Annotated in this window: 21 protein-coding genes; 15 read left to right on the forward strand and 6 right to left on the reverse strand. The window is 59.0% G+C overall.

Annotation, left to right across the window (positions count from 1 at the left end; genetic code table 11):
- The first annotated feature begins 86 nt into the window (after positions 1-86).
- The 10 genes from rlmN (at position 87) to CFE47_RS27695 (ending at position 10,894) form a co-directional block, all read left to right on the forward strand.
- Positions 87-1,235 carry a dual-specificity RNA methyltransferase RlmN gene (gene rlmN, locus CFE47_RS27650; protein ID WP_185708183.1) on the forward strand — a complete coding sequence of 383 codons (1,149 nt, stop codon included), beginning with the start codon at positions 87-89 and terminating at the stop codon, positions 1,233-1,235.
- 12 nt (positions 1,236-1,247) lie between these two features.
- Complete coding sequence (gene pilW / locus CFE47_RS27655; RefSeq protein ID WP_286841896.1) at positions 1,248-2,006, forward strand: type IV pilus biogenesis/stability protein PilW; 759 nt, start codon at positions 1,248-1,250, stop codon at positions 2,004-2,006.
- Entirely contained in the window at positions 2,006-2,974 is a 969-nt protein-coding gene (locus CFE47_RS27660; protein ID WP_286841898.1) for a RodZ domain-containing protein, read from the forward strand. Before pilW ends, CFE47_RS27660 begins: the two co-directional genes overlap by 1 nt.
- A 2-nt stretch (positions 2,975-2,976) precedes the next feature.
- Positions 2,977-4,086, forward strand: coding sequence for a flavodoxin-dependent (E)-4-hydroxy-3-methylbut-2-enyl-diphosphate synthase (ispG, locus tag CFE47_RS27665; RefSeq protein ID WP_099585613.1), 1,110 nt, complete (start codon positions 2,977-2,979; stop codon positions 4,084-4,086).
- A 23-nt stretch (positions 4,087-4,109) separates the two neighbouring features.
- A complete protein-coding gene (hisS, locus tag CFE47_RS27670; RefSeq protein WP_185708180.1) occupies positions 4,110-5,399 on the forward strand; it encodes a histidine--tRNA ligase in 1,290 nt (429 codons plus the stop codon).
- Between the two features lie 41 nt (positions 5,400-5,440).
- Positions 5,441-6,082 (forward strand): YfgM family protein, encoded by a 642-nt coding sequence (locus CFE47_RS27675; protein ID WP_185708179.1) that lies wholly within the window; start codon positions 5,441-5,443, stop codon positions 6,080-6,082.
- Positions 6,075-7,226 (forward strand): outer membrane protein assembly factor BamB, encoded by a 1,152-nt coding sequence (gene bamB, locus CFE47_RS27680; protein WP_185708178.1) that lies wholly within the window; start codon positions 6,075-6,077, stop codon positions 7,224-7,226. Before CFE47_RS27675 ends, bamB begins: the two co-directional genes overlap by 8 nt.
- A gap of 134 nt (positions 7,227-7,360) precedes the next feature.
- Positions 7,361-8,830: a ribosome biogenesis GTPase Der gene (gene der / locus CFE47_RS27685; RefSeq protein ID WP_003175948.1), complete on the forward strand. Its 1,470-nt coding sequence runs from the start codon at positions 7,361-7,363 to the stop codon at positions 8,828-8,830.
- 136 nt (positions 8,831-8,966) lie between these two features.
- Positions 8,967-10,115, forward strand: a complete 1,149-nt coding sequence (locus CFE47_RS27690) for a pyridoxal phosphate-dependent aminotransferase (RefSeq protein ID WP_286841905.1) — start codon at positions 8,967-8,969, stop codon at positions 10,113-10,115.
- Positions 10,103-10,894, forward strand: a complete 792-nt coding sequence (locus CFE47_RS27695) for an amidohydrolase (RefSeq protein ID WP_185708175.1) — start codon at positions 10,103-10,105, stop codon at positions 10,892-10,894. The genes CFE47_RS27690 and CFE47_RS27695 overlap by 13 nt, the downstream gene beginning before the upstream one ends.
- Before the next feature lie 173 nt (positions 10,895-11,067).
- On the opposite strand, the gene leuA is transcribed toward CFE47_RS27695, so the two are convergent.
- From leuA to CFE47_RS27715, 4 genes are all read right to left on the reverse strand, one after another.
- Positions 11,068-12,747, reverse strand: a complete 1,680-nt coding sequence (leuA, locus tag CFE47_RS27700) for a 2-isopropylmalate synthase (protein ID WP_286841908.1) — start codon at positions 12,745-12,747, stop codon at positions 11,068-11,070.
- Positions 12,748-13,068: 321 nt separating this feature from the next.
- On the reverse strand, positions 13,069-13,890 hold the full coding sequence (locus tag CFE47_RS27705) for a peptidoglycan DD-metalloendopeptidase family protein (protein ID WP_286841909.1): 822 nt from the start codon (positions 13,888-13,890) through the stop codon (positions 13,069-13,071).
- A 3-nt stretch (positions 13,891-13,893) separates the two neighbouring features.
- On the reverse strand, positions 13,894-15,273 hold the full coding sequence (gene xseA / locus CFE47_RS27710) for an exodeoxyribonuclease VII large subunit (RefSeq protein WP_286841911.1): 1,380 nt from the start codon (positions 15,271-15,273) through the stop codon (positions 13,894-13,896).
- Between the two features lie 10 nt (positions 15,274-15,283).
- The gene (locus tag CFE47_RS27715; RefSeq protein ID WP_286841913.1) at positions 15,284-16,174 is read right to left on the reverse strand and encodes a LysR family transcriptional regulator; all 891 of its coding nucleotides are present in this window, start codon (positions 16,172-16,174) and stop codon (positions 15,284-15,286) included.
- Positions 16,175-16,273: 99 nt separating this feature from the next.
- Here CFE47_RS27715 and CFE47_RS27720 point away from each other — a divergent pair, with 99 nt between their 5' ends.
- The 4 genes from CFE47_RS27720 (at position 16,274) to guaA (ending at position 20,960) form a co-directional block, all read left to right on the forward strand.
- Complete coding sequence (locus CFE47_RS27720; protein ID WP_286841915.1) at positions 16,274-17,041, forward strand: sulfite exporter TauE/SafE family protein; 768 nt, start codon at positions 16,274-16,276, stop codon at positions 17,039-17,041.
- Between the two features lie 137 nt (positions 17,042-17,178).
- The gene (locus CFE47_RS27725) at positions 17,179-17,727 is read left to right on the forward strand and encodes a sugar ABC transporter ATPase (RefSeq protein ID WP_185708167.1); all 549 of its coding nucleotides are present in this window, start codon (positions 17,179-17,181) and stop codon (positions 17,725-17,727) included.
- A 104-nt stretch (positions 17,728-17,831) separates the two neighbouring features.
- The gene (gene guaB / locus CFE47_RS27730) at positions 17,832-19,301 is read left to right on the forward strand and encodes an IMP dehydrogenase (RefSeq protein ID WP_010207937.1); all 1,470 of its coding nucleotides are present in this window, start codon (positions 17,832-17,834) and stop codon (positions 19,299-19,301) included.
- 81 nt (positions 19,302-19,382) lie between these two features.
- Entirely contained in the window at positions 19,383-20,960 is a 1,578-nt protein-coding gene (guaA, locus tag CFE47_RS27735; protein ID WP_016977685.1) for a glutamine-hydrolyzing GMP synthase, read from the forward strand.
- Between the two features lie 271 nt (positions 20,961-21,231).
- Here guaA and CFE47_RS27740 read toward each other — a convergent pair whose 3' ends face one another.
- Positions 21,232-23,079, reverse strand: a complete 1,848-nt coding sequence (locus CFE47_RS27740) for a TerD family protein (RefSeq protein WP_286841920.1) — start codon at positions 23,077-23,079, stop codon at positions 21,232-21,234.
- 711 nt (positions 23,080-23,790) lie between these two features.
- Between CFE47_RS27740 and CFE47_RS27745 the strand changes: the two genes are divergently transcribed.
- A complete protein-coding gene (locus tag CFE47_RS27745; RefSeq protein ID WP_286841922.1) occupies positions 23,791-24,279 on the forward strand; it encodes a hypothetical protein in 489 nt (162 codons plus the stop codon).
- 219 nt (positions 24,280-24,498) lie between these two features.
- Here the strand turns inward: CFE47_RS27745 and treR are convergent, their stop codons facing one another.
- Positions 24,499-25,203, reverse strand: a complete 705-nt coding sequence (treR, locus tag CFE47_RS27750) for a trehalose operon repressor (RefSeq protein ID WP_185708164.1) — start codon at positions 25,201-25,203, stop codon at positions 24,499-24,501.
- Between the last annotated feature and the right edge of the window lie 117 nt (positions 25,204-25,320).

Here is a 25,320-nt window from a genome sequence, read left to right on the forward strand (position 1 = left end):
GCCGCTGCTCGCGAAATCTCGTACTTTTTCGCTGCTACTGAAGTAACCGCTCGCTAAGCATTGGCTTAAAGAGTGAGGGTGAATCCATGACTACATCGACTGTTAAAACCAACCTGCTGGGTCTGACCCAGCCGGAAATGGAGAAATTCTTCGACTCAATCGGGGAGAAGCGTTTCCGTGCCGGTCAGGTAATGAAATGGATTCACCACTTTGGCGTCGACGATTTCGACGCCATGACGAACGTCAGCAAGGCCCTGCGCGACAAGCTCAAGGCCATTGCTGAGGTCCGTGGTCCCGAAGTGGTCAGCGAGGACATCTCCAGCGACGGTACCCGTAAGTGGGTAGTGCGCGTGGCGTCCGGCAGCTGTGTCGAGACCGTGTACATCCCTCAGGGCAAACGCGGCACCTTGTGCGTTTCGTCCCAGGCAGGCTGTGCCCTGGATTGCAGTTTCTGCTCCACCGGCAAGCAAGGCTTCAATAGCAACCTCACCGCCGCCGAAGTCATCGGCCAGGTGTGGATTGCCAACAAATCCTTTGGCAGCGTCCCGGCAACCGTCGACCGTGCCATCACCAACGTGGTGATGATGGGCATGGGTGAGCCGCTGCTGAACTTCGACAACGTCATCTCTGCTATGCATTTGATGATGGACGACCTTGGCTACGGCATCTCCAAACGCCGTGTGACCCTGTCGACCTCCGGCGTGGTACCGATGATCGATGAGCTGGCCAAGCACATCGACGTCTCCCTGGCGTTGTCGCTGCACGCACCCAATGACGCATTGCGTAACCAATTGGTGCCGATCAACAAGAAGTATCCGCTTAAGATGCTGCTCGAATCCTGCCAGCGTTACATGGCGACCTTGGGCGAGAAACGCGTGTTGACCGTTGAGTACACCCTGCTCAAGGACATCAACGACAAGGTCGAGCACGCGGTTGAGATGATCGAGTTGCTCAAGAACACTCCGTGCAAGATCAACCTGATCCCGTTCAACCCGTTTCCACATTCTGGCTACGAGCGGCCGAGCAACAACGCCATCCGCCGTTTCCAGGATCAACTGCATCAAGCCGGCTACAACGTCACCGTGCGCACCACGCGGGGTGAAGACATCGATGCCGCTTGTGGCCAGTTGGTAGGGCAGGTAATGGACCGCACCCGCCGCAGCGAACGTTACATCGCCGGGCGCGAATTGAACGCCGCCGACGATTTGCCGCTAATCGCTGTGAATCGAATCTGAGAGAGGATCTCTATGCCCTTGCGCCTTGCGCTGCTTTTGCTTGTTACCGGTCTAGCGGCCGGTTGTGTTTCATCGGGTTCTGACAACCCTTTGCAAACCAGTAAAGGCCGTGACGAGGCGCGGGTTGCCTATGTGCAACTGGGCTTGGGCTACCTGCGACAGGGCATGAGCGAGCAGGCCAAAGTGCCGTTGAAAAAGGCCCTTGAACTCGACAGCAACAATGCGGATGCCAATGCCGCGCTGGCCCTGGTGTTCCAGGCACAAGTGGAGCCTGAACTGGCTGACCGCTATTTCCTCAAGGCACTGGCCTCCCGGCCTGCAGACCCGAGGCTGCTGAATAACTACGGCAGCTTCCTGTTCGAGCAGAAACGTTATGACCAGGCAGCCCTTTATTTCCAGCAAGCCAGCGCCGATACCCTCTATCCTGAGCGTTCCCGTGTATTCGAGAACCTTGGGGTGACCTCGATGCGGCTCGGCCAGCGCGACAGCGCACGCAAGCAACTGGAAAAAGCCCTGCACATGAATGGTCGTCAGCCTCGGGCATTGCTCGAAATGGCTGAGTTGTCCTACGAAGACAGGCATTATGTGCCGGCACGTGACTATTACGAGCGTTTTAGCCTGCTCAGCGGGCAAAATGCACGTAGTCTATTGCTCGGTGTGCGCCTGGCGACGGTTCATGAAGAACGCGACACGGCCGCACGTTTTGGCCAGCAACTCGAACGACTCTATCCCGGTACGCCGGAATATCAGCAATACCTGTCGGAGCAATGATGAAAGCGGCGCACCCGGAAGTTGTAGCAGCTAATCGCGTAAACCCAGGCGACACCTTGCGCCAGGCCCGCGAAAGCAATGGTTGGTCGCTGGCAGAAGTGGCCCTCAAGCTCAATTTGACCACCACGTCCCTGGCCAATCTGGAAGCCGGCGCGTTCGATAAGCTGCCTGGGCATACCTTTGCTCGCGGCTATATCCGCGCCTACGCCAAATTGCTGGGCATCGACCAGGCCGTGCTGGTCCAGGAATTTGATCAGTTCACCGGTACCGACTCCCAGGGCAGCAATGTCCATGGCTTGGGGCGTATCGAAGAGCCTGTGCGTGTTTCCCACACTATTTTGCGAATTGTCAGCCTGCTGCTGCTGATCGCCGTGATCGGCGGCGGTTTCGTCTGGTGGCAAGACCAGACCTCCCAGCGCACCAAGGACCTGACCAGCAACGCCATGGAGCACGTCGAAGTCGAAAGCGCCGACGGCACCACCCAGATTCACCCGCTGGACGAGCCGGAAGACCAAGCCGTTGCCGAAGGCCAGGCCGCGCCAGAAGCGCCAGCCACCGTAGAACAACCTGCGCCGGAAACTACGCCGTCCACGACCGCTGCGGTACCGGCCACTCCAGCAACTGCCCCGGTAGCCCATGTTCCCGCCGCACCCGTGCCGGCTCCTGCTCCAGCCGCACCGGCTGCTCCTGCTATTTCTGCGCCTACCACCCCAGCACTCATTGCCGGTGATGGCCGCGTGCAAATTACCTTCATCGCTGACTGCTGGACGCAAGTCACCGATGGCAATGGCAAAGTGCTGTTTAGCGGTCTGAAGCGTAAGGGAGATACGCTCGACCAGGGCGGCAAGCCTCCTTTGACGCTGCGTCTGGGCTTTGCCCGTGGCGCGCAAGTGGCCTACAACGGCCAGCCTGTGGACGTGGCGCCGTTCACCAGTGGCGAGACTGCTCGCCTGAAGTTGGGACAATAGTCATGCACGGCGAATCTCCAATCAAACGTCGCGTATCGCGCAAGATCTGGGTCGGCTCGGTGCCTGTGGGTGGTGATGCCCCCATCGCAGTACAGAGCATGACCAACAGCGACACCAACGATGTGGCCGCCACTGTCGCCCAGATCAATCGTCTGGAAGCGGCTGGCGTCGACATCGTGCGGGTATCCGTACCGGACATGGACGCTGCAGAAGCCTTTGGCCGCATCAAGCAACTGGTCAAGGTGCCGTTGGTTGCCGACATTCACTTTGACTACAAGATCGCCTTGCGCGTCGCTGAACTGGGTGTGGACTGCCTGCGTATCAACCCGGGCAACATCGGTCGCGAAGACCGTGTTCGCGCCGTGGTGGACGCGGCCCGTGACCGCGGCATTCCAATCCGTATCGGCGTCAACGCCGGTTCCCTGGAAAAAGACCTGCAAAAAAAATACGGCGAACCTACTCCGGCCGCACTGGTTGAGTCGGCACTGCGCCATGTAGAACATCTTGAACGCCTGAATTTCCAAGACTTCAAGGTCAGCGTAAAGGCTTCCGACGTGTTCATGGCCGTAGAAGCCTACCGCTTGTTGGCCAAGGAAATCGTGCAGCCGCTGCACCTGGGCATCACCGAAGCCGGCGGTTTACGCTCAGGCACAGTGAAATCTGCGGTGGGTCTCGGTATGCTGCTCGCCGAAGGGATTGGCGATACTATTCGCATCTCGCTGGCGGCAGACCCCGTAGAGGAAGTGAAGGTCGGTTACGACATTCTCAAATCCCTGCGTTTGCGTTCCCGTGGTATCAATTTCATCGCCTGCCCGAGCTGCTCGCGGCAGAACTTCGACGTGGTGAAAACCATGAACGATCTGGAATTGCGCCTTGAAGACCTGCTGGTGCCGCTGGATGTTGCGGTGATCGGTTGTGTGGTCAACGGGCCTGGCGAAGCCAAGGAAGCCCATGTGGGCTTGACTGGCGGTACACCGAACCTGATCTACATCGACGGCAAGCCGGCGCAGAAGTTAACGAATGACAATCTGGTGGATGAGCTCGAAAGACTGATCCGCGAGAAAGCGGCCGAGAAGGTCGCGGCTGACGCAGCGCTGATCGCGCGCGGCTGATTGAACGAATTTAAGGATTTGATGTGAGCAAGTCTCTGCAAGCCATTCGTGGCATGAACGACATCCTGCCGGAGCAGACGCCGCTGTGGCGTTATTTCGAAGGCACTGTCGCGCGCCTGCTGGATAACTACGGTTACAAGCAGATCCGCATGCCGATCGTCGAGTTCACCGAGCTGTTCAAGCGCTCCATCGGTGAAGTTACAGACATCGTCGAAAAAGAGATGTACACCTTTGAAGACCGCAACGGCGACTCCCTGACCCTGCGTCCGGAAGGCACCGCCGCGTGCGTGCGCGCCGTGCTGGAGCATGGCCTCACCGGTGCTGGCCAACCGCAGAAATTGTGGTACATCGGCCCGATGTTCCGCCACGAGCGCCCCCAGAAAGGCCGCTATCGCCAGTTCCACCAGATCGGCCTGGAAGTGTTCAACATCGACGGTCCGGATATCGACGCCGAACTGATCGTGCTGACCTGGCGCCTGTGGGGGCTGCTGGGCATCCGCGACGCGGTCAAGCTTGAGCTCAACAGCCTGGGCACCAGCGAATCTCGCGGCCGCTACAAGGTAGCCCTGGTCGAGTACCTGTCGGCCCACCTCGACAAATTGGACGAAGACAGCCAGCGCCGTCTGAAAACCAACCCGTTGCGTGTACTGGATACCAAGAACGCCGACACTCAGGCCGTCCTGGTCAACGCGCCGAAAATGGCCGATTACCTGGACGACGAATCGCGCATTCACTTCGAAGGCCTCAAGGCTCGTCTGGATGCGGCCGGTATTCCGTTCGTGATCAACACCAAGCTGGTGCGCGGTCTCGATTACTACAGCAAGACTGTGTTCGAGTGGGTCACCGACAAACTTGGCGCCCAAGGCACTGTGTGTGCGGGTGGCCGCTACGACGGCCTGGTCGAACAGATGGGCGGCAAGCCGACCACCGGCGTAGGTTTTGCCATGGGTATCGAGCGGCTGATCTTGCTGCTGGAAACCCTGGAGCAAGTCCCGGAAGAAATTTCCCGTCAAGTCGATGTGTACCTCTGCGCCTTTGGCGAGGCCGCCGAACTGGCAGCCTTGGCCCTCAGCGAAAAAGTACGTGATGAGTTGCCGAACCTGCGCCTGCAGGTCAATGCCGGCGCCGGCAGTTTCAAGAGCCAGTTCAAGAAGGCCGACAAGAGCGGTGCGCTGTACGCACTGATCCTCGGCGATGACGAACTGGCCCAGCAAGTGATAGGTTTCAAACCCCTGCGTGGCCAGGGCGAGCAACAGAACATTGCCTTTGATGCGCTCGCTGCGCACTTGGCCACCTGCGTCGTGCAGGGTTGAAGCTGTCGAACAGCCGAATTTAGCGATTAAGGAGTATTGGGGTGTCGAGTACTGATGATGAGCAGTTGGCCGAGTTCAAGGACTGGTGGCAGCGTAACGGCAAACCCCTGGTTACCGGCGGCCTGCTGGCTTTAGTGGTGGTGTTCGGCTGGCAAGCCTGGCACAAGTATCAGGCCAACCAATCCCAGGGCGCCTCGATCCTGTATCAGCAATTGCTGGAAACCACGCTGACCCCGGACGGCAAGCCTGATCCTGCTCAGGTCGCAGACCTGGCCGGCAAGCTGAAAAACGAATTCGGCGGTAGCACCTACGCCCAATACGGCAGCCTGTTCGTCGCGAAAGTCGCGGTCGATACCGGCAAGCTGGATGACGCCGCTGCGGAACTGAAGGCTATCGCCGACAAACCGACCAACCCAACCCTGGGTGAAATCGCACGTCAGCGCCTGGCTCAGGTACTCGCCGCACAGAACAAGGCTGACGAGGCACTCAAACTGCTCGACGGCGATGCTGACAAGGCATTTGTAGCCACTCGCGAAGAGCTCAAGGGCGACCTGTTGGTCCAATTGGGTCGTACCGACGAAGCCAATGCTGCGTACCAAAAAGCCAAGGCGGCGCTGTCTGATGAAGCGGCGGTCGGTGGCTTACAAATCAAGCTGGACGACTTGGCCAAAGGGGATGCGTGACGTGATCCGTTGGAAACATGCAGCATTGCTGGCTCTGGCCGTTCTGGCCGCGGGTTGCAGCAGCAACAGTAAAAAAGAACTGCCTCCTGCGGAGCTGACCAGCTTCAAGGAAGAAGTGGTCCTGCAGAAGCAGTGGAGCCGCTCCATCGGTGATGGTCAGGGCGACCTCTACAACCTGTTGCAGCCGGCAATCGACGGCGACAACATCGTGGCCACTGACTCCACCGGCGTGATCGTTGCCATGGATCGCATGAACGGCGACGTCAAGTGGAAGAAAGACCTCGAACTGCCGGTTTCCGGTGGTGTGGGTGTCGGTTATGGCCTGGTGCTGATCGGTACGCTCAAGGGCGAAGTCGTGGCACTGGACTCCAGCACCGGTGAGGAAAAATGGCGCGCTCGCGTGACCAGTGAAGTCCTCGCAGCACCTGCTACCAACGGCGATGTTGTCGTTGTGCAGACGCAGGATGACCGCCTGATCGGCCTCGATGCCAGCACCGGCAACCAGCGTTGGCTGTACGACAACACCCCGGCGGTGCTGACCTTGCGCGGTACCAGTGGTCCGATTGTGACCAACAATCTGGCCGTTGCAGGTCTGTCGACCGGTAAAGTGGTCGCCCTCGATACCCAGAACGGCGTGCCGGCCTGGGAAACCCGTGTGGCTATCCCGCAAGGTCGTTCCGAACTGGACCGCGTAGTGGACATCGACGGCGGCCTGCTGCTGTCCGGTGAAACCATCTACGTTGCCACTTACCAGGGCCGTGTAGCGGCACTGGACCTGCAGAGTGGCCGTGTGAACTGGCAGCGTGATGCTTCCAGCTACGCCGGTGTCGCCCAAGGGTTTGGCAGCGTCTACGTAAGCCTGGCGTCCGGCACCGTTGAAAGTGTCGACGAGCGTTCCACCACTGCACTGTGGAGCAACGACTCCCTGGCTCGCCGTCAGCTGTCGGCACCGGAAGTGTTCTCCAGCTACGTAGCGGTGGGCGACTTCGAAGGCTACCTGCATCTGCTGAGCCAGGTAGACGGTCGCTTTGTCGGTCGCGAACGTATCGACAGCGACGGCCTGCGCGCTCGTCCGCTGGTCGTGGGTAACATGCTTTATGTGTTTGGCAACAGCGGCAAGCTGGAAGCCCTGACCATCAAGTAAGAACTATGCTTGGGGTAACACCCAGGCGGCCCCGCTTCGGCGGGGCATGCGGCATTTGATTATGCTGCCCCGAGCACCAGCCGCTGCCCTGCAGCGGCTTTTGTATTTTCTGAAATAACGAAGTGGAGAGCCGCATGGTTCCCGTAATCGCCCTGGTGGGCCGACCTAACGTCGGCAAGTCCACCTTGTTCAACCGCCTGACCAGGACTCGCGACGCCATCGTCGGCGACTTGTCCGGTCTGACCCGTGATCGCCAATACGGTGAGGCAAAGTGGCAAGGGCGCTCCTACATTATTGTCGACACCGGTGGTATCTCCGGTGACGAGCATGGCATGGACGAAAAGATGGCCGAGCAGTCGCTGCTCGCCATTGAAGAAGCCGATGTCGTGTTGTTCCTGGTGGACGCCCGTGCGGGCTACACCGCCGCCGACCAGATGATTGGCGAGCACCTGCGCAAGCGCAACAAGCGTTCCTATTTGATCGCCAACAAGATCGATAATATCGATCCTGAGCAGGCCCGTGCCGAATTCAGCCCGATGGGCCTGGGCGACGCGATCCCGATCGCCGGTGCCCACGGTCGCGGTATCACTCAGATGCTGGAAGTCGCCCTGCGCGATTTCCCTAAGGATGATGCTGAGGAAGAAGAGGGCGAAGAGGAAATTGTCGCCGAAGGTGAGGAAGCCAAGCGCATTCCTGGCCCGAGCGAAAAAGACGGTATCAAGATCGCCATTATCGGCCGTCCGAACGTCGGCAAGTCGACCTTGGTCAACCGTATGCTCGGTGAAGACCGCGTCATCGTGTACGACCAGCCCGGCACCACCCGCGACAGTATTTACATCCCGTTTGAGCGTAACGACGAGAAGTACACACTGATTGACACCGCCGGTGTGCGCAAGCGCGGCAAGATCCACGAGGAAGTTGAAAAGTTCTCGGTGGTCAAGACCCTGCAAGCGATCAAAGACGCCAACGTGGTGATCTTCGTGATGGACGCCCGCGAAGGCGTGGTGGACCACGACCTCAACCTGCTGGGCTTTGCCCTGGAGGCCGGTCGGGCACTGGTCATCGCGATCAACAAGTGGGACGGCATGACGCCGAGCGAGCGCGACTTCGTCAAGATCGAGCTGCAGCGTCGCCTGTTCTTCGTCGAGTTCGCTGATATCCACTTTATCTCGGCACTGCACGGTACTGGCGTGGGCAACCTCTACGCGTCCGTACAGAACTCGTTCAAGTCCGCGGTGACCCGCTGGCCGACCAACCGCCTGACCCAGATCCTGGAAGACGCTGTTGGCGAGCACGCGCCGCCAATGGTCAACAACCGCCGGATCAAGCTGCGTTACGCCCACTTGGGTGGTGCCAACCCGCCGATTATCGTGATCCACGGTAACCAGATCGAGAAGGTGCCGAAGTCCTACGTGCGTTACCTGGAAAACACCTATCGCCGTGTCTTGAAACTGGTCGGTACGCCGATCCGTATTGAGTTCAAGGGCGGTGAGAACCCGTACGAAGGCAACAAGAACACATTGACTGACCGTCAGGTGAACAAGAAGCGTCGTTTGATGACTCACCACAAGAAGGCCGACAAGAAGCGCCGCGACAAGAAATAACAGCCGCTTCAAGTTGTAAGCTACAGGCTGCAAAAAAGGGCTCCTTTGGAGCCCTTTTTTGTGCGCGGTAGTTTGTCGCTTGACCTGCTTGCAGCTTGCAGCTTAAAACTTGAGGCTCACCTGCAGGGGCCTTTTGATGATCACCAGCAAGCTGCCGAATGTCGGCACGACCATTTTCACCACGATGTCGCAACTTGCCGCCGAGACTGGCGCGCTCAACCTGTCCCAGGGTTTCCCGGACTTCAATGGCCCCCAAGGCTTGCTCGATGCGGTGGGCAAGCACGTCGCCAGCGGGCACAACCAATATTCGCCGATGACCGGCCTGCCCGCCCTGCGTCAGCAGGTGGCGGGCAAGATCGCCCGCAGCTATGGTGCGACGGTCAACGCCGATAGCGAAGTGACCATAACCCCAGGCGCCACTGCCGCGATCTTCTGTGCGATCCAGGCCGTGATCCGCAGTGGCGATGAAGTCATCGTGTTCGACCCAAGCTACGATAGCTACGAGCCGTCGGTCGAGTTGGCCGGTGGGCGTTGCGTGCACGTGCAGTTGAGCCTGCAAGGCTTTGCATTGGACTTTGAGCAGATCAAGGCCGCGCTATCACCGCGCACACGCATGATCATCCTCAACACCCCACACAACCCCACAGGCGCCTTGATCAGCCGCGCCGAATTGGACCAGTTGGCCGAGTTGATCCGCGACCGTGATATCTACCTGGTCAGCGATGAAGTCTACGAGCACCTGGTCTTCGACGGCGTGCCCCACGTCAGCGTGCTGGCCCACGAAGAACTGTATCAACGCGCGTTCGTCGTCAGCTCCTTTGGCAAGACTTACCACGTCACTGGCTGGAAAACCGGCTACGTGGTTGCGCCACCGGCCCTTACTGCCGAGCTCCGCAAGGTGCACCAATACGTCAACTTTTGCGGTGTGACGCCGTTGCAATTCGCCTTGGCCGACTTCATGGCCGAACACCCAGAGCATGTGGATGAGTTGCCGGCCTTCTACCAGGCCAAGCGTGACCTGTTCTGCGACCTGCTGGCACCGTCGCGTTTCAGCTTTACCCGTGTGACCGGCACTTACTTCCAACTGGTGGATTACTCACAGATTCGCCCGGACCTGGATGACGTCGCCATGTCCCTGTGGATGACCCGCGAACACGGCGTGGCGACCATTCCTGTCTCGGTGTTCTACCAGACCCCACCCCAAGGCCAGCGCCTGGTGCGCCTGTGCTTTGCCAAACGCGAGGAGACGCTGCAACAAGCAGCTGAAAAACTATGCGTGATCTGAGTGCGCTGCCGAACCTGAATATCGCTCTGGTCCAGACCAGTCTGGCCTGGCACGACCGCCAGGCTAACCTTGAGCATTTTGAACTGCTGTTGGAGCAGGCCAAGGGCGCCGATCTGATTGTACTGCCGGAGATGTTTACCACCGGTTTCTCCATGGAGTCGGCCACCCTTGCCGAGCCGGAACACGGTCCGACTCATCACTGGCTCAAGGCTCAAGCCGCCAAGTACAACGCGGTGATCACCGGCAGCGTGATCATCCAGGCCGCCGACGGCAGCCATCGCAACCGCCTGCTGTGGGCGCGGCCTGATGGCGAGGTGTTGCACTACGATAAGCGCCACCTTTTCCGCATGGCTGGTGAACATAATCACTACACACCGGGCGAGCGCCAGGTGCAGTTCGAGTTGAAGGGCTGGCGCATACGCCCGCTGATTTGCTACGACCTGCGCTTCCCGGTGTGGAGTCGTGATGCCCAAGACACCGACCTGCTGCTGTACACCGCCAACTGGCCCGGTGCGCGGCGCCTGCACTGGAACCGCCTGCTGCCTGCGCGAGCCATCGAGAATCTGTGTTACGTGGCCGCGGTGAACCGGGTTGGCACGGACGGCAAGGGCTTTGCCTACACCGGTGACAGCCAGGTGCTGGACTTTCAGGGTGAGACGTTGCTGAGTGCAGGGGAGGCGGACGGGGTGTTCCAGGTGTGCCTGGATGCGGCGGAGTTGGCGGCGTATCGCACGCGGTTTCCGGCGAATCTGGATGCCGATACTTTTCAGTTTGTCTGACAGACTGCATTCGCAAGCAAGCCCGCTCCCACATTCGACCGCATTCTGTCTGTAGGAATGCGGCCGAATGTGGGAGCGGGCTTGCTCGCGAAGAGGCCAGAACTATCACCACACCCCTCAAATAAAAAGGCCCCTGGACTCGCACCCAGGGGCCTTTAGCATTTCAGCAGTAGTTAGGCCGCTTTGGCTTCCTGCTGGCTCAGCGAGCGATTCAGCGCGCTGAACAGTGCCTTGAAGCTGGCAGTAGTGATGTTTTCATCAATACCCACACCATGCACCGGACGCTCACCGTTCACGCGCAGCTCAATGTAAGCCGCTGCCTTGGCGTTGGTACCCGCGCCAATCGCATGTTCGTTGTAGTCCATGATCTCCACGCCAATCGGCAGGCCGGCCACCAGGGCCTCCAGTGCGCCGTTGCCTTTGCCTTTCCAGTGCAGGTTGGTTTCGCCTTGGCCCTTGCCAGAGACTTCAACCTCGACAAAGCTGTTGCCGTTCTCTTCCTGCAAACGATGGCTGACCAGCGCGTACGGGGTGTTGGCTTGCAGGTATTCACGCTGCAGCAAGGCGTAGATCTGCGGTGCGGTCATCTCAAGGCCGACGCGATCGGTTTCAGCCTGTACCACCTGGCTGAATTCGATCTGCATGCGGCGCGGCAAGCTGATGTCGTATTCCTGCTCCAGCAGGTAGGCAATACCACCTTTGCCGGACTGGCTGTTCACACGGATTACCGCTTCGTAGCTGCGACCGATGTCGGCCGGGTCGATCGGCAGGTACGGCACTTCCCACAGGGCGTCGTCTTTCTGCTGGGAGAAACCCTTGCGGATCGCGTCTTGGTGGGAGCCGGAGAACGCGGTGTGTACCAGGTCGCCTACATACGGGTGACGTGGATGAACCTGAATCTGGTTGCACTCCTCGACGACTTTGCGCACGCCGTCGATGTCGGAGAAGTCCAGTTGTGGGTCCAGGCCCTGGGTGTACATGTTCAGTGCCACGGTCACCAGGTCGACGTTACCGGTACGCTCGCCGTTGCCGAACAGGCAGCCTTCGACGCGGTCTGCGCCGGCCATCAGGCCAAGTTCGGTCGCTGCTACGCCGGTGCCACGGTCGTTGTGGGTGTGCAGGCTGATGATCACGCTGTCACGACGGTTGATATGGCGACCGAACCATTCGATCTGGTCGGCATAGATGTTCGGCGTGGCGCACTCAACGGTGGCTGGCAGGTTGAGGATCATCTTGTGCTCAGGCGTCGGGTTCCACACCTCGATCACTGCGTCACAGACTTCCTTGGCGAACTCCAGCTCAGTGGCGCTGAAAGTCTCAGGAGAGTATTCGAAGGTCCACTGGGTTTCCGGCTGCTGGGCAGCATATTTGACGAACAGCTTGGCCGCGTTGACCGCGATGGCCTTGATGCCGTCCTTGTCCTGATTGAATACGATGCGGCGGAAGGACGGTGAGGTAGCGTTGTACAAGTGCACGATGGCTTTCTTGGCACCGCGCAGGGATTCGAATGTGCGCGCGATCAGGTCTTCGCGGCCCTGGGTCAGCACCTGGATGGTGGTGTCCTCGGGGATGTGACCGTCTTCGATCAGGGTACGTACAAAGTCGAAGTCGGTTTGCGATGCCGCCGGGAACGACGCTTCGATTTCCTTCACGCCCACGGCGACCAGCGTCTTCCAGAAACGCAGCTTTTTCACCGCATCCATTGGCTCGATCAGCGACTGGTTGCCATCACGCAGGTCGGAGCTGCACCAGATCGGCGCGGTGGTGATGGTTTTCGAAGGCCAGGTGCGATCCGGGATATCGATGGTCGGGAACGCGCGGTACTTCGAAGACGGGTCTTTGAGCATGCTCATCGGGAAATCCTTTGTTTTGGGGCCGAAAAGAGGCGGCCTGCCGTGGAACTATTGTTGGGGATAAAACGGGGACGAGGCAGATCGATTCAGCCTGGCAGTCGTGCGCTGACGAGGCACAGGCTGCGGTGCTGGCGAAGCTGAATGAGGGTGTGAGAGGTTTTCATAAGCCCAACCCTAACCGCCGGGGTGAAAGATGGCAAGCTGTCGAGAAAAATTGAGAGAAGTTCTGCTATGTGTGTATGAAACGAGATTTTATGCTAAGAGATAAGTGCTGGGTTGGTTTTAATTGCGCGCCCATTATCGAGCGCGCAATCGAGCGCATCACGGCTGGAACGCGCCAATAAAGATTGCCGGATCGACCCGCGCATCGTTGAGGCTTATGTTCCAATGCATGTGCGGCCCGGTGGCGCGGCCTGTTGAACCGACCTTGCCAACTACTGCGCCGCGTGTGAGTTGATCGCCGACTTTCACATCGATCTTCGACATATGGCAGAACATGCTGATAAAGCCCTGGCCGTGGTCGACGAACACGGTGTTGCCATTGAAGAAGTAGTTACCCACCAGAATCACCTTGCCGTTGGCTGGCGTCTTGATCGGCGTGCCGGCCGGCACGGCGAAGTCCAGGCCCGAGTGCGGGTTGCGTTCTTCACCGTTGAAGAAACGACGCACGCCGAACTTGCTCGACAATGGCCCGTTCACCGGTTTATCCAGCACCAGATTGCTCGGCAGGTTTGGGCTGAAACTGCGGTAGGCCTTGAGCTGCACCGCCAACTCCGCCTCGATGCGCTTGAGCTGCGCCGGGTCGGGGTTGACCTGGCTTTTATTCTTCAAAGTGATGTGTTGTTCCGGGTACTTCTTGTAGCCGACGATAAACGGCAGGCTACGGCTGCCGCTGCTGATGCGCTCGTTGCCCGGCTTGACCGTCAGCGGAATACCGACAATCGCCAACCAATTCTCCTGCTCTTTCACCACCAGTACCGGCTTGCCTTGGTAAGTGGCTTTCGGCGCCGCCGCCGATGGGCCCAGTTCGACCACGGCAACACCGCCTGGCACCGGCTTGTTCAAAGTGCGGGTGATGTAGCTGTCGGCGTGGGCATTAAAGGCGAGGCACAGCAGCATCAACAGGCTAAATAAACGTGGCATCAATCAATCCAATAACGAAAGGGTGACGGGTGTCAGGTGGTTGTCTTCCACCCGCACTTGCAATTGGCCTTCACCGAGGCGCGCGGTCAGGCGCTGGCCGGTGTGGGTTTGCGCGGCATTGCGGATCGCCTGGCCACGCTCGTCCAGCAGGATGCTGTAGCCACGGCCCAAGGTCGCCAGTGGGCTCACCACCTGCAACGTCTGCACCTGGCTTTGCAGTTGCAAGCGGCGCGCCTTGAGGCCTTCGCGCATGGCGCGGGGCAACCGTTCGGCAAGGCTGTCCAGGCGTTGGCGCAGCAGGGCCAATTGGCGACCAGGGTGCTGGCCGGCGAGGCGGGTGTCCAAGCGGATCAGGCGCTCGCGACGGGTATTGAGGCTGCGTTCGAAGGCCCGGCGCAGGCGCATGTCCAGGTCATCCAGGCGCTGGGCTTGCTGGCGCAGGCGCTCGCCGGGGTGACGCAAGCGACGGGCCATGCCTTCCAGGCGCAGACGGTCATGGGTCAGGCGGTTGCGCATCAGCATCACCAGGCGGCGATGCAGGTTTTCCACTTGACGTACCAAGTGGCTGGCGTCTGGCGCGAGCAATTCAGCTGCGGCGGAGGGGGTAGGCGCGCGCACGTCGGCGACGAAATCGCTGATGGATACGTCGGTTTCATGGCCGACGGCACTCACGATCGGCGTGACACAGGCGTCCACCGCACGGGCCACGGCTTCTTCGTTGAAGCACCAGAGGTCTTCCAATGAGCCGCCGCCACGGGCCAGGATCAATGCATCAAAGCCGCGCGCATCCGCGAGTTTCAGTGCTCGCACAATTTGCGGGATGGCTTCGCGGCCTTGCACGGCGGTGGGGATCAGCGTCAGTTCAACGTTTGGCGCACGTCGGCGGAACACACTGATGATGTCGCGGATAACGGCGCCCGTCGGCGAACTGATGATGCCAATGCGACGAGGATGGGCCGGCAGCGGCACCTTGCGTTCGGCACTGAACAAACCTTCGGCGCTGAGCTTTTCCTTCAGCGCATCGAAGGCCATGCGTAGCGCGCCGTCGCCGGCGGGCTCCACTGTGTCGAGGATCAACTGGTAGTCGCCACGGCCCTCGAACAGCGAGACCTTGCCGCGCACTTTCACCGCCAAGCCATCCTTCAACGCTTGGCGCACCCGCGCGGCGTTATTGCGGAACAGTGCGCAACGCACCTGGGCACCGCTGTCCTTGAGGGTGAAATACACGTGGCCGGAAGCCGGGCGGGCGAGGTTGGAGATCTCGCCTTCGACCCAGATATTGGTGAACACGTCTTCCAGCAACACCCGCGCACGGCCGTTGAGCTGGCTGACAGTCAGGACTTCGCGGTCCAGGCCCAGACGGGCAAAAGGATCTTTAATCATGGGCGGCAGTTTATAGGCATTCGTGCAGGGTTTGGCAGAATTGCTCCACCAGCGCACTTGGCGTTTGCTGGCAGGCCAGGGCCACGGTGCTGAGGCAGTCCGGGTCCGCCAGGGGTAAAAAACGCACACTGGCGGGGGAAATGTCCTGCATGGATTTTGGTAACAAGGCAATACCGAAGCCTGCCTGGATCAGTTGCAGTTGGGTGGTCTTGCGCGACATCACCCGTGCGGCCTTGGGGAAAAATCCCGCGCGCATGCACAGCTCGGCTGACAGATAACTCAGGCCGCCGCGTTGGGGGTGAGGGATGGAGATAAACGCTTCGTCCTTGAGTTGCTCCAGTTCTATCGGCGTATTGCTGGTCGCCAGCGGATGATTCGGCGGTACTGCCAGCAACAGTTGTTCACTGTATAGCGGCACCACTCGCACACCATCGCGCTGACGTAATACCGGCAGGCGCAATAGCCCAACGTCCAGGCGTCCGTCAGCGATTTCTTCCAACTGCGCTTCGGAGGACAGTTTGGCAATATCCATCGACACACCAGGGCAGCGCTCCAGCCAGGTGCTGATGCCTTGCAACAGCGGTCCGCTCATTGGCACGGTGCTTGAGTGGCTCAACCTCAGGGTGCCGAGTTGGCCGTTGCCGATTTGAGTGGTCATCTCGCTGGCCTTGAGCAGTTCACTCAACAGGTTCCTCGCCCGTGGGTAAAACGCCTCACCGGCGGTCGTCAGCCGGGGCTGGCGCGCGGTGCGTTCAAATAGCGGGGTTTGCAGCTGGGTTTCCAGCTCTTTGATCTGTCGGCTCAAAGCGGATTGCGCGACAAACAAACGCTCGGCGGCGGCGCTGAAGCTGCCACTGTCGGCGATTTCGACGAAGTAACGCAGTTGGCGAGTGGAAATCACGCGTCATGCCTTTTCGAGATGGGTGGAGGGCTTTGAAGATATTAGTCGCAACCCTCGTCGATGGCTAAAGTGAAGGTCATCTCTTTCAAGGAATAACCCATGAGCCCGCTTGAGCTGATGAGCCAGTGGTCGTTTGGCAGTGTGGATTGGCTGGTGATCGGCCTGGGCGTGGTAGTGGCTTACATTGTGTTCGGCATCGCAGGTTTTGGCACGGCGCTGGTGGCGGGCCCGGTGCTGATCCTGTTCATGCCGTTGTCGAAGATCATTCCGCTGCTGGTGCTGCTGGATTTTGTCGCGGCGTTCGGCAACCTGCTGCAGTCGCGCCGAGACGTCAATAAGCCGGAGTTACTGCGCTTGCTGCCGTGCATGGCCATCGGTTGCACATTGGGCGTGGTGTTTTTGCTCAATCTGCATTCGGATTTGTTGCTGCTGTTGATGGGGCTGTTTATCAGCGCCTATGCGGTCTACAGCCTGGCGGTCAAAGCCCTGCCGACACAATTGGCGGCGGGCTGGTCGATTCCCATGGGCACCGTCGGTGGGTTGTTTGGGGCGCTGTTTGGCAGCGGTGGCTTTTTATATGCGATCTACCTCAATAGCCGTTTACCCAAAGACGCGGCCCGAGCCACCCAAAGCGCGTTGATCAGTTGCAGCACGGTGGTGCGCCTGAGCCTGTTTCTGATCGCCGGGGTGTATGCGGAATTGCCGTTGTTGATGCTGGCGGTGTGCCTGTTGCCGGCGATGGCGCTGGGCTTGTGGTGTGGGCGCCGGCTGACCATGCGCCTGTCGCGGGAGGCGTTTGTGCGGTTGGTGACGTGGTTGGTGCTGGCAAGTGGCATTGCGTTGATTGGGCGGTATTTGAGTACTTGACCTGAGTGGGGCAGGGATTAAGCTGCCTGCCTTTAGGGCCTCTTCGCGAGCAAGCCCGCTCCCACATTTGGAATGCGTTCCTCTGTGGGAGCCGGGCTTGCCCGCGATGGCGCCAGTGGCCACACCGCAGGACTCCCATGAACTCCCAAAGCATCCTTGTCCCGAAAATCTCCACCTTGCCCGTTCACGAACCCCGCGCCCGGGCGATCGTGCGTTGGCTGGTGCGCAAGAACATCATCAAGGAAGAACTGACCACCTGCGGCCGCACCGGCAATCGCATGGGCTATGCGCTGGCCGATGGCGCCCGCGCCGTAGTGCTGCACCCGCAAGCGTTGCCGTTCAATGAGCCGGTCAATGGCCTGGAGATCATCTACAAACGCTGCATCTACACCCCAGCCAAGGGCTTTCTCGAAGAAGCCGGTTGCCCGGAATGCCGCAAGGAAGTCGGCGAGGCGTTGTTCGAAAGCCTGGAAGACTGGATGCCCGGCCACACCGACAACTTCACCTGCCCGCTGTGTGGGCATGAAGATGACATCAACGGGTTTCTTTTCCTGCAGGAATGCGGGTTTTCCAACCTGGGATTCATTTTCAACAACTGGGCGGAGGCGGGGTTCAAGCAGAGCTTTATCGACGAATTTGCCGATTGGCTGGATCAGAAGATGAGTTGGGTCAAAGTCGAGTTGTAACCCTTCTATCAGTATTACCAAGTTTGTCAGAGTTTTACATTGAGCCCGGCAGGGTGCATGTATATAATGGCGCGCTTCCATTTTCCCGCTCGGGAGCCCCCGCGATGCTGCGTATCAGCCAAGAAGCTCTGACATTCGACGACATTCTCCTAGTGCCCGGTTATTCCGAGGTGCTTCCTAACGAAGTCAGTCTCAAGACCCGCCTAACCCGTGGCATCGAGCTGAATATTCCCCTTGTTTCCGCTGCCATGGACACCGTCACTGAAGCCCGCTTGGCAATTGCCATGGCTCAGGAAGGCGGCATCGGCATCATCCACAAGAACATGACCATCGAGCAGCAAGCTGCCGAAGTGCGCAAGGTCAAGCGTTACGAAGCCGGTGTGGTCAAAGACCCCATCACTATCGAAGCCGACGCTACCGTGCGTGACCTGTTCGACCTGACCCGCCTGCACAACATCTCCGGTGTTCCTGTGCTGCACGATGGCGACCTGGTTGGCATCGTCACTTCCCGTGACGTGCGTTTCGAAAACCGTCTTGAAGTCACCGTCCGTGAAGTGATGACGCCGAAAGAGCGCCTAGTCACTGTCAAGGAAGGCGCCGACAAGAACGATGTGCGCGAGCTGCTGCACAAGCACCGTATCGAACGCGTGCTGATCGTCGACGACAAATTCGCCCTCAAAGGCATGATGACCGTCAACGACATCGAAAAAGCCAAGGCTTACCCGCTCGCCAGCAAGGATGACCAAGGTCGTCTGCGCGTTGGCGCTGCCGTTGGTACCGGTAAAGACACCGGTGACCGCGTTTCGGCCCTGGTTGCTGCCGGCGTTGACGTGGTGGTGGTCGACACTGCCCACGGTCACTCCAAAGGCGTGATCGACCGCGTGCGTTGGGTCAAACAGAACTTCCCTGAAGTGCAAGTGATCGGCGGCAACATCGCCACCGGCGCAGCTGCCAAGGCCCTGGCCGAAGCGGGCGCGGATGCGGTCAAGGTCGGTATCGGCCCAGGCTCGATCTGCACCACCCGTATCGTCGCCGGTGTGGGCGTGCCGCAAATCAGCGCCATCGCCAACGTCGCCGCTGCCCTTGAAGGCACGGGCGTTCCGTTGATCGCCGACGGCGGCATCCGTTTCTCCGGTGACCTGTCCAAGGCCATCGTCGCCGGTGCCTCCTGCGTGATGATGGGCTCGATGTTCGCCGGTACCGAAGAAGCGCCAGGCGAGATCGAACTGTTCCAGGGCCGTTCCTACAAGGCTTACCGTGGCATGGGTTCGCTGGGCGCCATGTCCCAGGCGCAGGGCTCTTCCGACCGTTACTTCCAAGACTCCTCGGCAGGTGCCGAGAAGCTCGTTCCGGAAGGCATCGAAGGCCGTGTACCTTACAAAGGCACCCTGAGCGCGATCATCCATCAACTGATGGGCGGCCTGCGTTCCTCGATGGGCTACACCGGCAGCGCCGACATCGAAGAAATGCGCACCAAGCCAGAGTTCGTACGGATCACCGGCGCCGGCATGGCTGAATCCCATGTCCACGACGTGCAGATCACCAAGGAAGCGCCAAACTACCGCGTAGGTTGATGCTTCCAGCAAAACGTTAAGTAACCGGGGCTGTTCTTTCAGCCCCGAGTTGTTTCTGATTCATTAGACGAGACTGACTTCATGGCCCTCGACATTCACGCCCACCGCATCCTGATCCTCGACTTCGGTTCCCAGTACACCCAGCTGATCGCCCGCCGCGTGCGTGAAATCGGCGTGTACTGCGAACTGCATCCGTTCGACATGGACGACGAAGCGATCCGCGAATTCGCACCAAAAGGCGTCATCCTCGCCGGTGGCCCCGAGTCCGTGCACGAAGCCAACAGCCCGCGCTGCCCGCAAGCCGTATTTGACCTGGGCGTGCCCGTCTTCGGTATTTGCTACGGCATGCAGACCATGGCCGAGCAACTGGGCGGCAAGGTTGAAGGTTCCGAGCTGCGTGAATTCGGTTATGCCCGTGTAGACGTGGTCGGCAAGAGCCGCCTGCTGGACGGCATCGAAGACCACGTCGACGCCGACGGCCTGTTCGGCCTCGACGTGTGGATGAGCCACGGTGACAAGGTCACCAAGATGCCGGAAGACTTCCACATCCTGGCCAGCACCCCGAGCTGCCCGATCGCCGGTATGTTCAGCGACGAGCGTCGCTACTACGGCGTGCAGTTCCACCCGGAAGTGACCCACACCAAGCAAGGCGGCCGCATCCTGTCGCGCTTCATCCTCGACATCTGCGAGTGTGAAGCCCTGTGGACCCCGTCGAAAATCGCTGAGGACGCTATTGCTCAAGTCCGTGCTCAAGTGGGCACCGACAACGTACTGCTGGGCTTGTCCGGCGGCGTTGACTCCTCCGTGGTTGCAGCCCTGCTGCACAAAGCCATCGGCGACCAACTGACCTGCGTCTTCGTCGACAACGGCCTGCTGCGTCTGCACGAAGGTGAGCAAGTGATGGCCATGTTCGCCGAGAACATGGGCGTCAAGGTGATCCGCGCCAACGCCGAGGACCAGTTCCTCAACAACCTGGCCGGCGAGTCCGACCCAGAGAAGAAGCGCAAGATCATCGGTCGCACCTTCATCGACGTATTCGATGCCCAGTCCAACAAACTGGACAACATCAAGTACCTCGCCCAGGGCACCATCTACCCTGACGTGATCGAGTCGGCTGGCGCCAAGAGCGGCAAGGCCCACGTGATCAAGTCCCACCACAACGTGGGTGGCCTGCCTGAGGAAATGAACCTCAAGCTGGTAGAACCGCTGCGCGAACTGTTCAAGGACGAAGTCCGCCGTCTGGGCCTGGAACTGGGCCTGCCGTACGACATGGTCTACCGCCACCCATTCCCAGGCCCGGGCCTGGGCGTGCGTATCCTGGGTGAAGTGAAGAAGGAATACGCCGACCTGCTGCGTCGCGCCGACCACATCTTCATCGAAGAACTGCGCAAGGCCGACTGGTACCACAAAGTCAGCCAGGCATTCGTCGTGTTCCAGCCGGTGAAATCCGTTGGCGTGGTAGGCGATGGCCGTCGTTACGCGTGGGTCGTGGCCCTGCGTGCCGTAGAAACCATCGACTTCATGACCGCTCGTTGGGCACACCTGCCGTACGAACTGCTGGAAACTGTCAGCGGCCGTATCATCAATGAAATCGAAGGCATCTCGCGCGTTACTTATGACGTGTCGAGCAAGCCGCCGGCGACGATTGAGTGGGAATGATCCTGCAGTAGTAGGTGAACGCTGAACAACAAAACCCCGGCCAAGTGCCGGGTTTTTGTATTTTGGAATAAAGTAAATCAAACACAACCGACCTAATTGTGGGAGCTGGCTTGCCTGCGATGGCATCACCTCGGTATGGCTTGATACCCAGGCGTCTGCATCGCAGGCAAGCCAGCTCCCACATTTGATCTCTGTTTGGCCTTACCAGAGCGCGATATCCGAAAAGTAAAACATTGACGTTTTCAACGAACGGCACAGGTTGGCGCAGGTATCAGAGAAACTGCGATCGAATCAAATCCGTATCAAACGGTGTTATCCCTTGATCAGCCGCAAACACCGTCTGCGCCTGCTGCGGTGAAGCCACGCGTTGTCCCCGCGCTCGAACGTGTAAATCGAACAGCGTCTCCAAATCCGGTCTTGGCGTATGTATCAAGGCTCGCAGCATCAACGATACCCCGCCGAGGTTGTTCTCGACGTTGTTCCACCGCGGAGATGAAGTGAGCCCCAGATCAGCCCAAATCATGCGTCGCTCCTGCAAGTCCATCACGAATGGCAGACAGATAACGGTGTCAGATGCGATATCAATACGGTCGAACACGGATTTAGGTTCGAATACTTCACCCGAAGCCGTGTCGGCGCGGGCCATCCAGCCAGCGAAGCATTCTGGAAGATCGCAGTAAGGCTGCTCGGTGAATGAGTTGATCGACGTGACGACATAGCGAATACCCTTCTCAACGAGGACATCAAGGTCAAGATCGATGAACTCCGAAGCCCCTTTGGGCGCGTCCACGATATCGCCACTGTGGTAGCCGCCGTAACCCTTAAGGTTGTAGTACGCAACCGCTTCTCTGAATACGAAGTTGGTGTCGAAAAAAGCGGCGGACAAGTCAATGTCCGTGCGCCCACCGCCGTTCTTCCACCACAGGAACAGGCGAATGAAGCGTGTGTCGGGCATCGGCAACCGACTGCCGCGCACTAGCGTACGTAGCGATTTTGATGAAGCACGCTGCGCCAGCGGCACTCTGTATTCACGTAATGTCGGATCGATAAAGCAGCGGCCCAGTGGCGGCAGTAACGCAAAACGCGTTACGAGAGCGTCCTCGCAGATTTGGGCTGCACGCGCCAACACGTCGGGTGTAAGAGGTTCGCGCCGATCCTTGATGCCATAGACTTTTGCCAATGATCCTTTCGGTGTGAAGGCCCGCAGAGGTAGGGGGCGCGGAGCACTAACCTGGGCCAGCAACTGCAGCAGGACAGGTGAGGAGACTTGTGCCGCAACCGCCTCGAACGCGTCGAGAACAGCCTCTGGTTCCATGGAGCGCCGCAGGGTCGCATCCAGCCGTCGTGCGAACTCACCAGGACGGCTTTGTAGCAGGGGCGTAAGTGTGGCGATGTGACGCTGGGCAAACAATGTTTCGACACGCGATCCAAATGAAGCTGGCGCTTCGTTACGACGCGCTGCCGTGATGGCGGCTAGCGCTCTTGGGTATTTATCGGCGTAGTCGCCTGGATGCAGCACTTCAGCCAGTCGTTTCCAACGCTCAGCATGGCGCATCACGTCCTCTACAGCGTTGGGTATGGGCTCGAGTAACCGCAACAGCAGACGGCGCATTGAGCGCTTCATCGCTGTGAAACGCGTCGAAGCGGTCGCCAGCGATACGTCTCCTCCATTCAGTGCTACGGCGAGCCGTAGCACGTCAGTCGCCGTTTCGACGTTATGCTCCAGGAATGCGTTCACTCGTGCATCGCCGGGTACATGCAGGATAAGTGCGCTGCCAACCTGTGCGCGGATCTCCCGGAACGGGACGGCATCAGGCAGCAGGCGGAATACATCGTCTTTGTAACGCCGGATAAACCAGATGACATCGGCAGTTTCCTCTTCGGAAAGCGAGCTGCGCGATGAAACCAGTTGCTCGAGCAGTGACTCGAACTCAGAGACACTTCCCGGTTCGATAACACGGGATATGAAGTTACCTTCAAGCATCGCAGGTCGAGAGTGTTCAGACGGTGGTAAGCGTCGAAGCGTGAGGTAGTGCATGACGGCGTTAAGGTACAACTGCGCCTCTGAGGCCGCCAGAACCTGCTCTGGGAAGTCAGGATAAAGCGGCGAGTAGTGCACGTGAGCACCCGTCTCCCGCCGAAGGACTCCGACAATTTCGCGCAGCCAGCACTTGAGCTCTATCGCTGACAACCTACCGATTTGTTCAATCAGAGGCTCTGATAGTACGCATCGGAACGCCGCAACTTCCCGGACAGCTGACGCAACCTGAGCATGTGTAGCTCCGCCAGTGCCCATCGGTACGTGAACTTTGCTACGACGACGCAGGAATAACTCCTGATTCATGCTTGGTTTTCTCCCTTGGCCACCGTCGCGGATGAGCTGCAGCAGCGTTCTACAGCAGGTGTAAAAACGCCTGCAAGAAGCAGGCGCAGTGTGGAGAGCGAAACCCCTAGGTCATAGGAGGTTAGAAGGAAGGTGTTCCATAGCCACGCCGGCATTCTACGTAGGGTTGAATCTGTTTGTCAGGTCGCTAAGCATATCAACCGTAACGAACTGCTTCGCCAGAAGGGCAGGGGACGCTTAAGCGCCCTCGGCACCGTGCCTTCGCTCCTACTGACCCCTTACAAACGCTACTTCAAGTCTGGAAGGCTTGGAGAAACTCCCGAGCTTGCCAATAATCGAAATAAATCAAAGCTACTCTACTGTTCTAAATCGAGCGTACTAGCTGATGACATTGCTCATTGTGAGCGGTCGCAATGCTGGAGGCCTGTGGGCATAGGCAATTACGCGAAGGCTTCTCGTAATCCTGACACAGGCGCTGTTACCCCTGTGGCCGACCTCGAAACACTTGCCGTTGAGGTGTTTCAGCGACTGGGTGTCAGTGCTTCCGTGCAGGTCGGCTCATCTGTATCCGGGCGTTCAGTTGCCTCAAAAGACGCAAAAATCTGCGTAAAAGGTAGTCGCCGAATTCGTCGCAAGCTGTCGCTCGGCGCAAGGTCAGTGGTTTATGTCAATGAGCTCACATCTTCCAGAAAAGCGAAAAGCTCGGTACGACGTCATCCCAAAACGGGAGCCTTGATCATTCCGAAGTCTGGACTACGGCGTTACGTGATGGATCTGGCGGACTCTTGCCAGGTCGCTTATGTCAGGACTTACGCGGATGAATGGGCGGAAAGTGTTTCTAGATTGGCGGGAGACGATGTTCGCACCGACGTCATTGAGAACCGGGTTATCGCGCTGAAGAAAGAGAAAAAAGTCACCGGTCTGGAGGCGGTTCACCTACTGGCCAACTACTTGAGGGAAAAGCAGCGAGTTTGACCCATTCAAGGACTTTGACGCGAAGGGCTAGCTCAGAAGCCGCTATTCATTCCGTCCCTGGCCTGAATGGCTTAGTGACGACGGATACTGTCGAGGGGCATTCAGACGATCCTGCGATCTCCCGAAAATATCAGGAGTTTGATCAGCGACGGGGCTACGCCATCGATTGATACGCGCGCGGTGCTCAAGCCGTTCGCTCGTCCAACCAGCGCGCGGATTTCATCGCCGCGCAATATCCGAAAAATAAAACTTATCCAACGTATGCCGCGACTCGGTGTACTCGAACTGCCGCCCATCCTGCAAAAACGTCTGGTTGCTCACCACGATCACATGGCTTTGGCCGTCGAGGTCCAGGTGCGCCTGGTCGTCTTTGCTGCGGGGCAGGGCTTCGATGGTGCGTTGGGCGTAGGCGATTTGTAGCTGCAGGGTCTGTTCGATAAACGCGTAGATCGACTGCTCGGCAATCGCCTGGTCCAGGCCTGGGATTACCTCGGCGACGAAGTGGTTGATGTCGAGGATCACGCGTTTTCCGCCAATGCGCCGTACCCGTTTGATGCGGGTGATCAGCGTGCCGGGTTCGGCTTCGATGTGTTGCAGCAGTGAGCCTTCCAACGGGAATTGGGTGAGTTCGACCACTTCGGTGCGTACGTCGTCGCCCAGGTCGGCGTGGGTTTCGTAGAAGCTGACGATGCCGCCCAGTTGGAACTCAATCGGGTTAGGGGACAGAACGAAGGTGCCTTTGCCGTGGATCTTCTGGGCAAACCCGCGCTCCTGCAACTGCTCGATAGCACGGCGCACAGTGCCTCGGCTGGCCTGGTAGCTGTCCATCAATTCAGTTTCGGAGGGAAGGCGCGTGCCGCGTTGCAGACGTTCAGTGGTGATGCTGGCAAGCAGATCCGTATAGATCTGGTTGTATTTGCTCATGGGGATGGCTCTGTGCCCGACTTGGTGAAGGTGAACTGCGCGTTCAAGGCAGGAACCTTAGTGGGTCGGCTGGGGTTTGTCCATTAGACCCTTGGATTTATGCGGCTTGTAGCGATG

The sequence above is a fragment of the Pseudomonas sp. PGPPP1 genome (assembly GCF_002255865.1).
GTDB classification, from domain to species: Bacteria; Pseudomonadota; Gammaproteobacteria; order Pseudomonadales; family Pseudomonadaceae; genus Aquipseudomonas; species Aquipseudomonas cremoris.

What these genes read in the sequence shown, in the direction of transcription:
- pilW (WP_286841896.1), top strand. Translation starts at nt 1,248, where the DNA reads ATGCCCTTGCGCCTTGCGCTGCTTTTGCTTGTTACCGGTCTAGCGGCC.
- CFE47_RS27705 (WP_286841909.1), bottom strand. Translation starts at nt 13,890, where the DNA reads ATGCCACGTTTATTTAGCCTGTTGATGCTGCTGTGCCTCGCCTTTAAT.
- CFE47_RS27720 (WP_286841915.1), top strand. Translation starts at nt 16,274, where the DNA reads ATGAGCCCGCTTGAGCTGATGAGCCAGTGGTCGTTTGGCAGTGTGGAT.
- CFE47_RS27660 (WP_286841898.1), top strand. Translation starts at nt 2,006, where the DNA reads ATGAAAGCGGCGCACCCGGAAGTTGTAGCAGCTAATCGCGTAAACCCA.
- bamB (WP_185708178.1), top strand. Translation starts at nt 6,075, where the DNA reads ATGCGTGACGTGATCCGTTGGAAACATGCAGCATTGCTGGCTCTGGCC.
- CFE47_RS27725 (WP_185708167.1), top strand. Translation starts at nt 17,179, where the DNA reads ATGAACTCCCAAAGCATCCTTGTCCCGAAAATCTCCACCTTGCCCGTT.
- der (WP_003175948.1), top strand. Translation starts at nt 7,361, where the DNA reads ATGGTTCCCGTAATCGCCCTGGTGGGCCGACCTAACGTCGGCAAGTCC.
- CFE47_RS27690 (WP_286841905.1), top strand. Translation starts at nt 8,967, where the DNA reads ATGATCACCAGCAAGCTGCCGAATGTCGGCACGACCATTTTCACCACG.
- leuA (WP_286841908.1), bottom strand. Translation starts at nt 12,747, where the DNA reads ATGAGCATGCTCAAAGACCCGTCTTCGAAGTACCGCGCGTTCCCGACC.
- CFE47_RS27695 (WP_185708175.1), top strand. Translation starts at nt 10,103, where the DNA reads ATGCGTGATCTGAGTGCGCTGCCGAACCTGAATATCGCTCTGGTCCAG.
- rlmN (WP_185708183.1), top strand. Translation starts at nt 87, where the DNA reads ATGACTACATCGACTGTTAAAACCAACCTGCTGGGTCTGACCCAGCCG.
- treR (WP_185708164.1), bottom strand. Translation starts at nt 25,203, where the DNA reads ATGAGCAAATACAACCAGATCTATACGGATCTGCTTGCCAGCATCACC.
- xseA (WP_286841911.1), bottom strand. Translation starts at nt 15,273, where the DNA reads ATGATTAAAGATCCTTTTGCCCGTCTGGGCCTGGACCGCGAAGTCCTG.
- ispG (WP_099585613.1), top strand. Translation starts at nt 2,977, where the DNA reads ATGCACGGCGAATCTCCAATCAAACGTCGCGTATCGCGCAAGATCTGG.
- guaB (WP_010207937.1), top strand. Translation starts at nt 17,832, where the DNA reads ATGCTGCGTATCAGCCAAGAAGCTCTGACATTCGACGACATTCTCCTA.
- guaA (WP_016977685.1), top strand. Translation starts at nt 19,383, where the DNA reads ATGGCCCTCGACATTCACGCCCACCGCATCCTGATCCTCGACTTCGGT.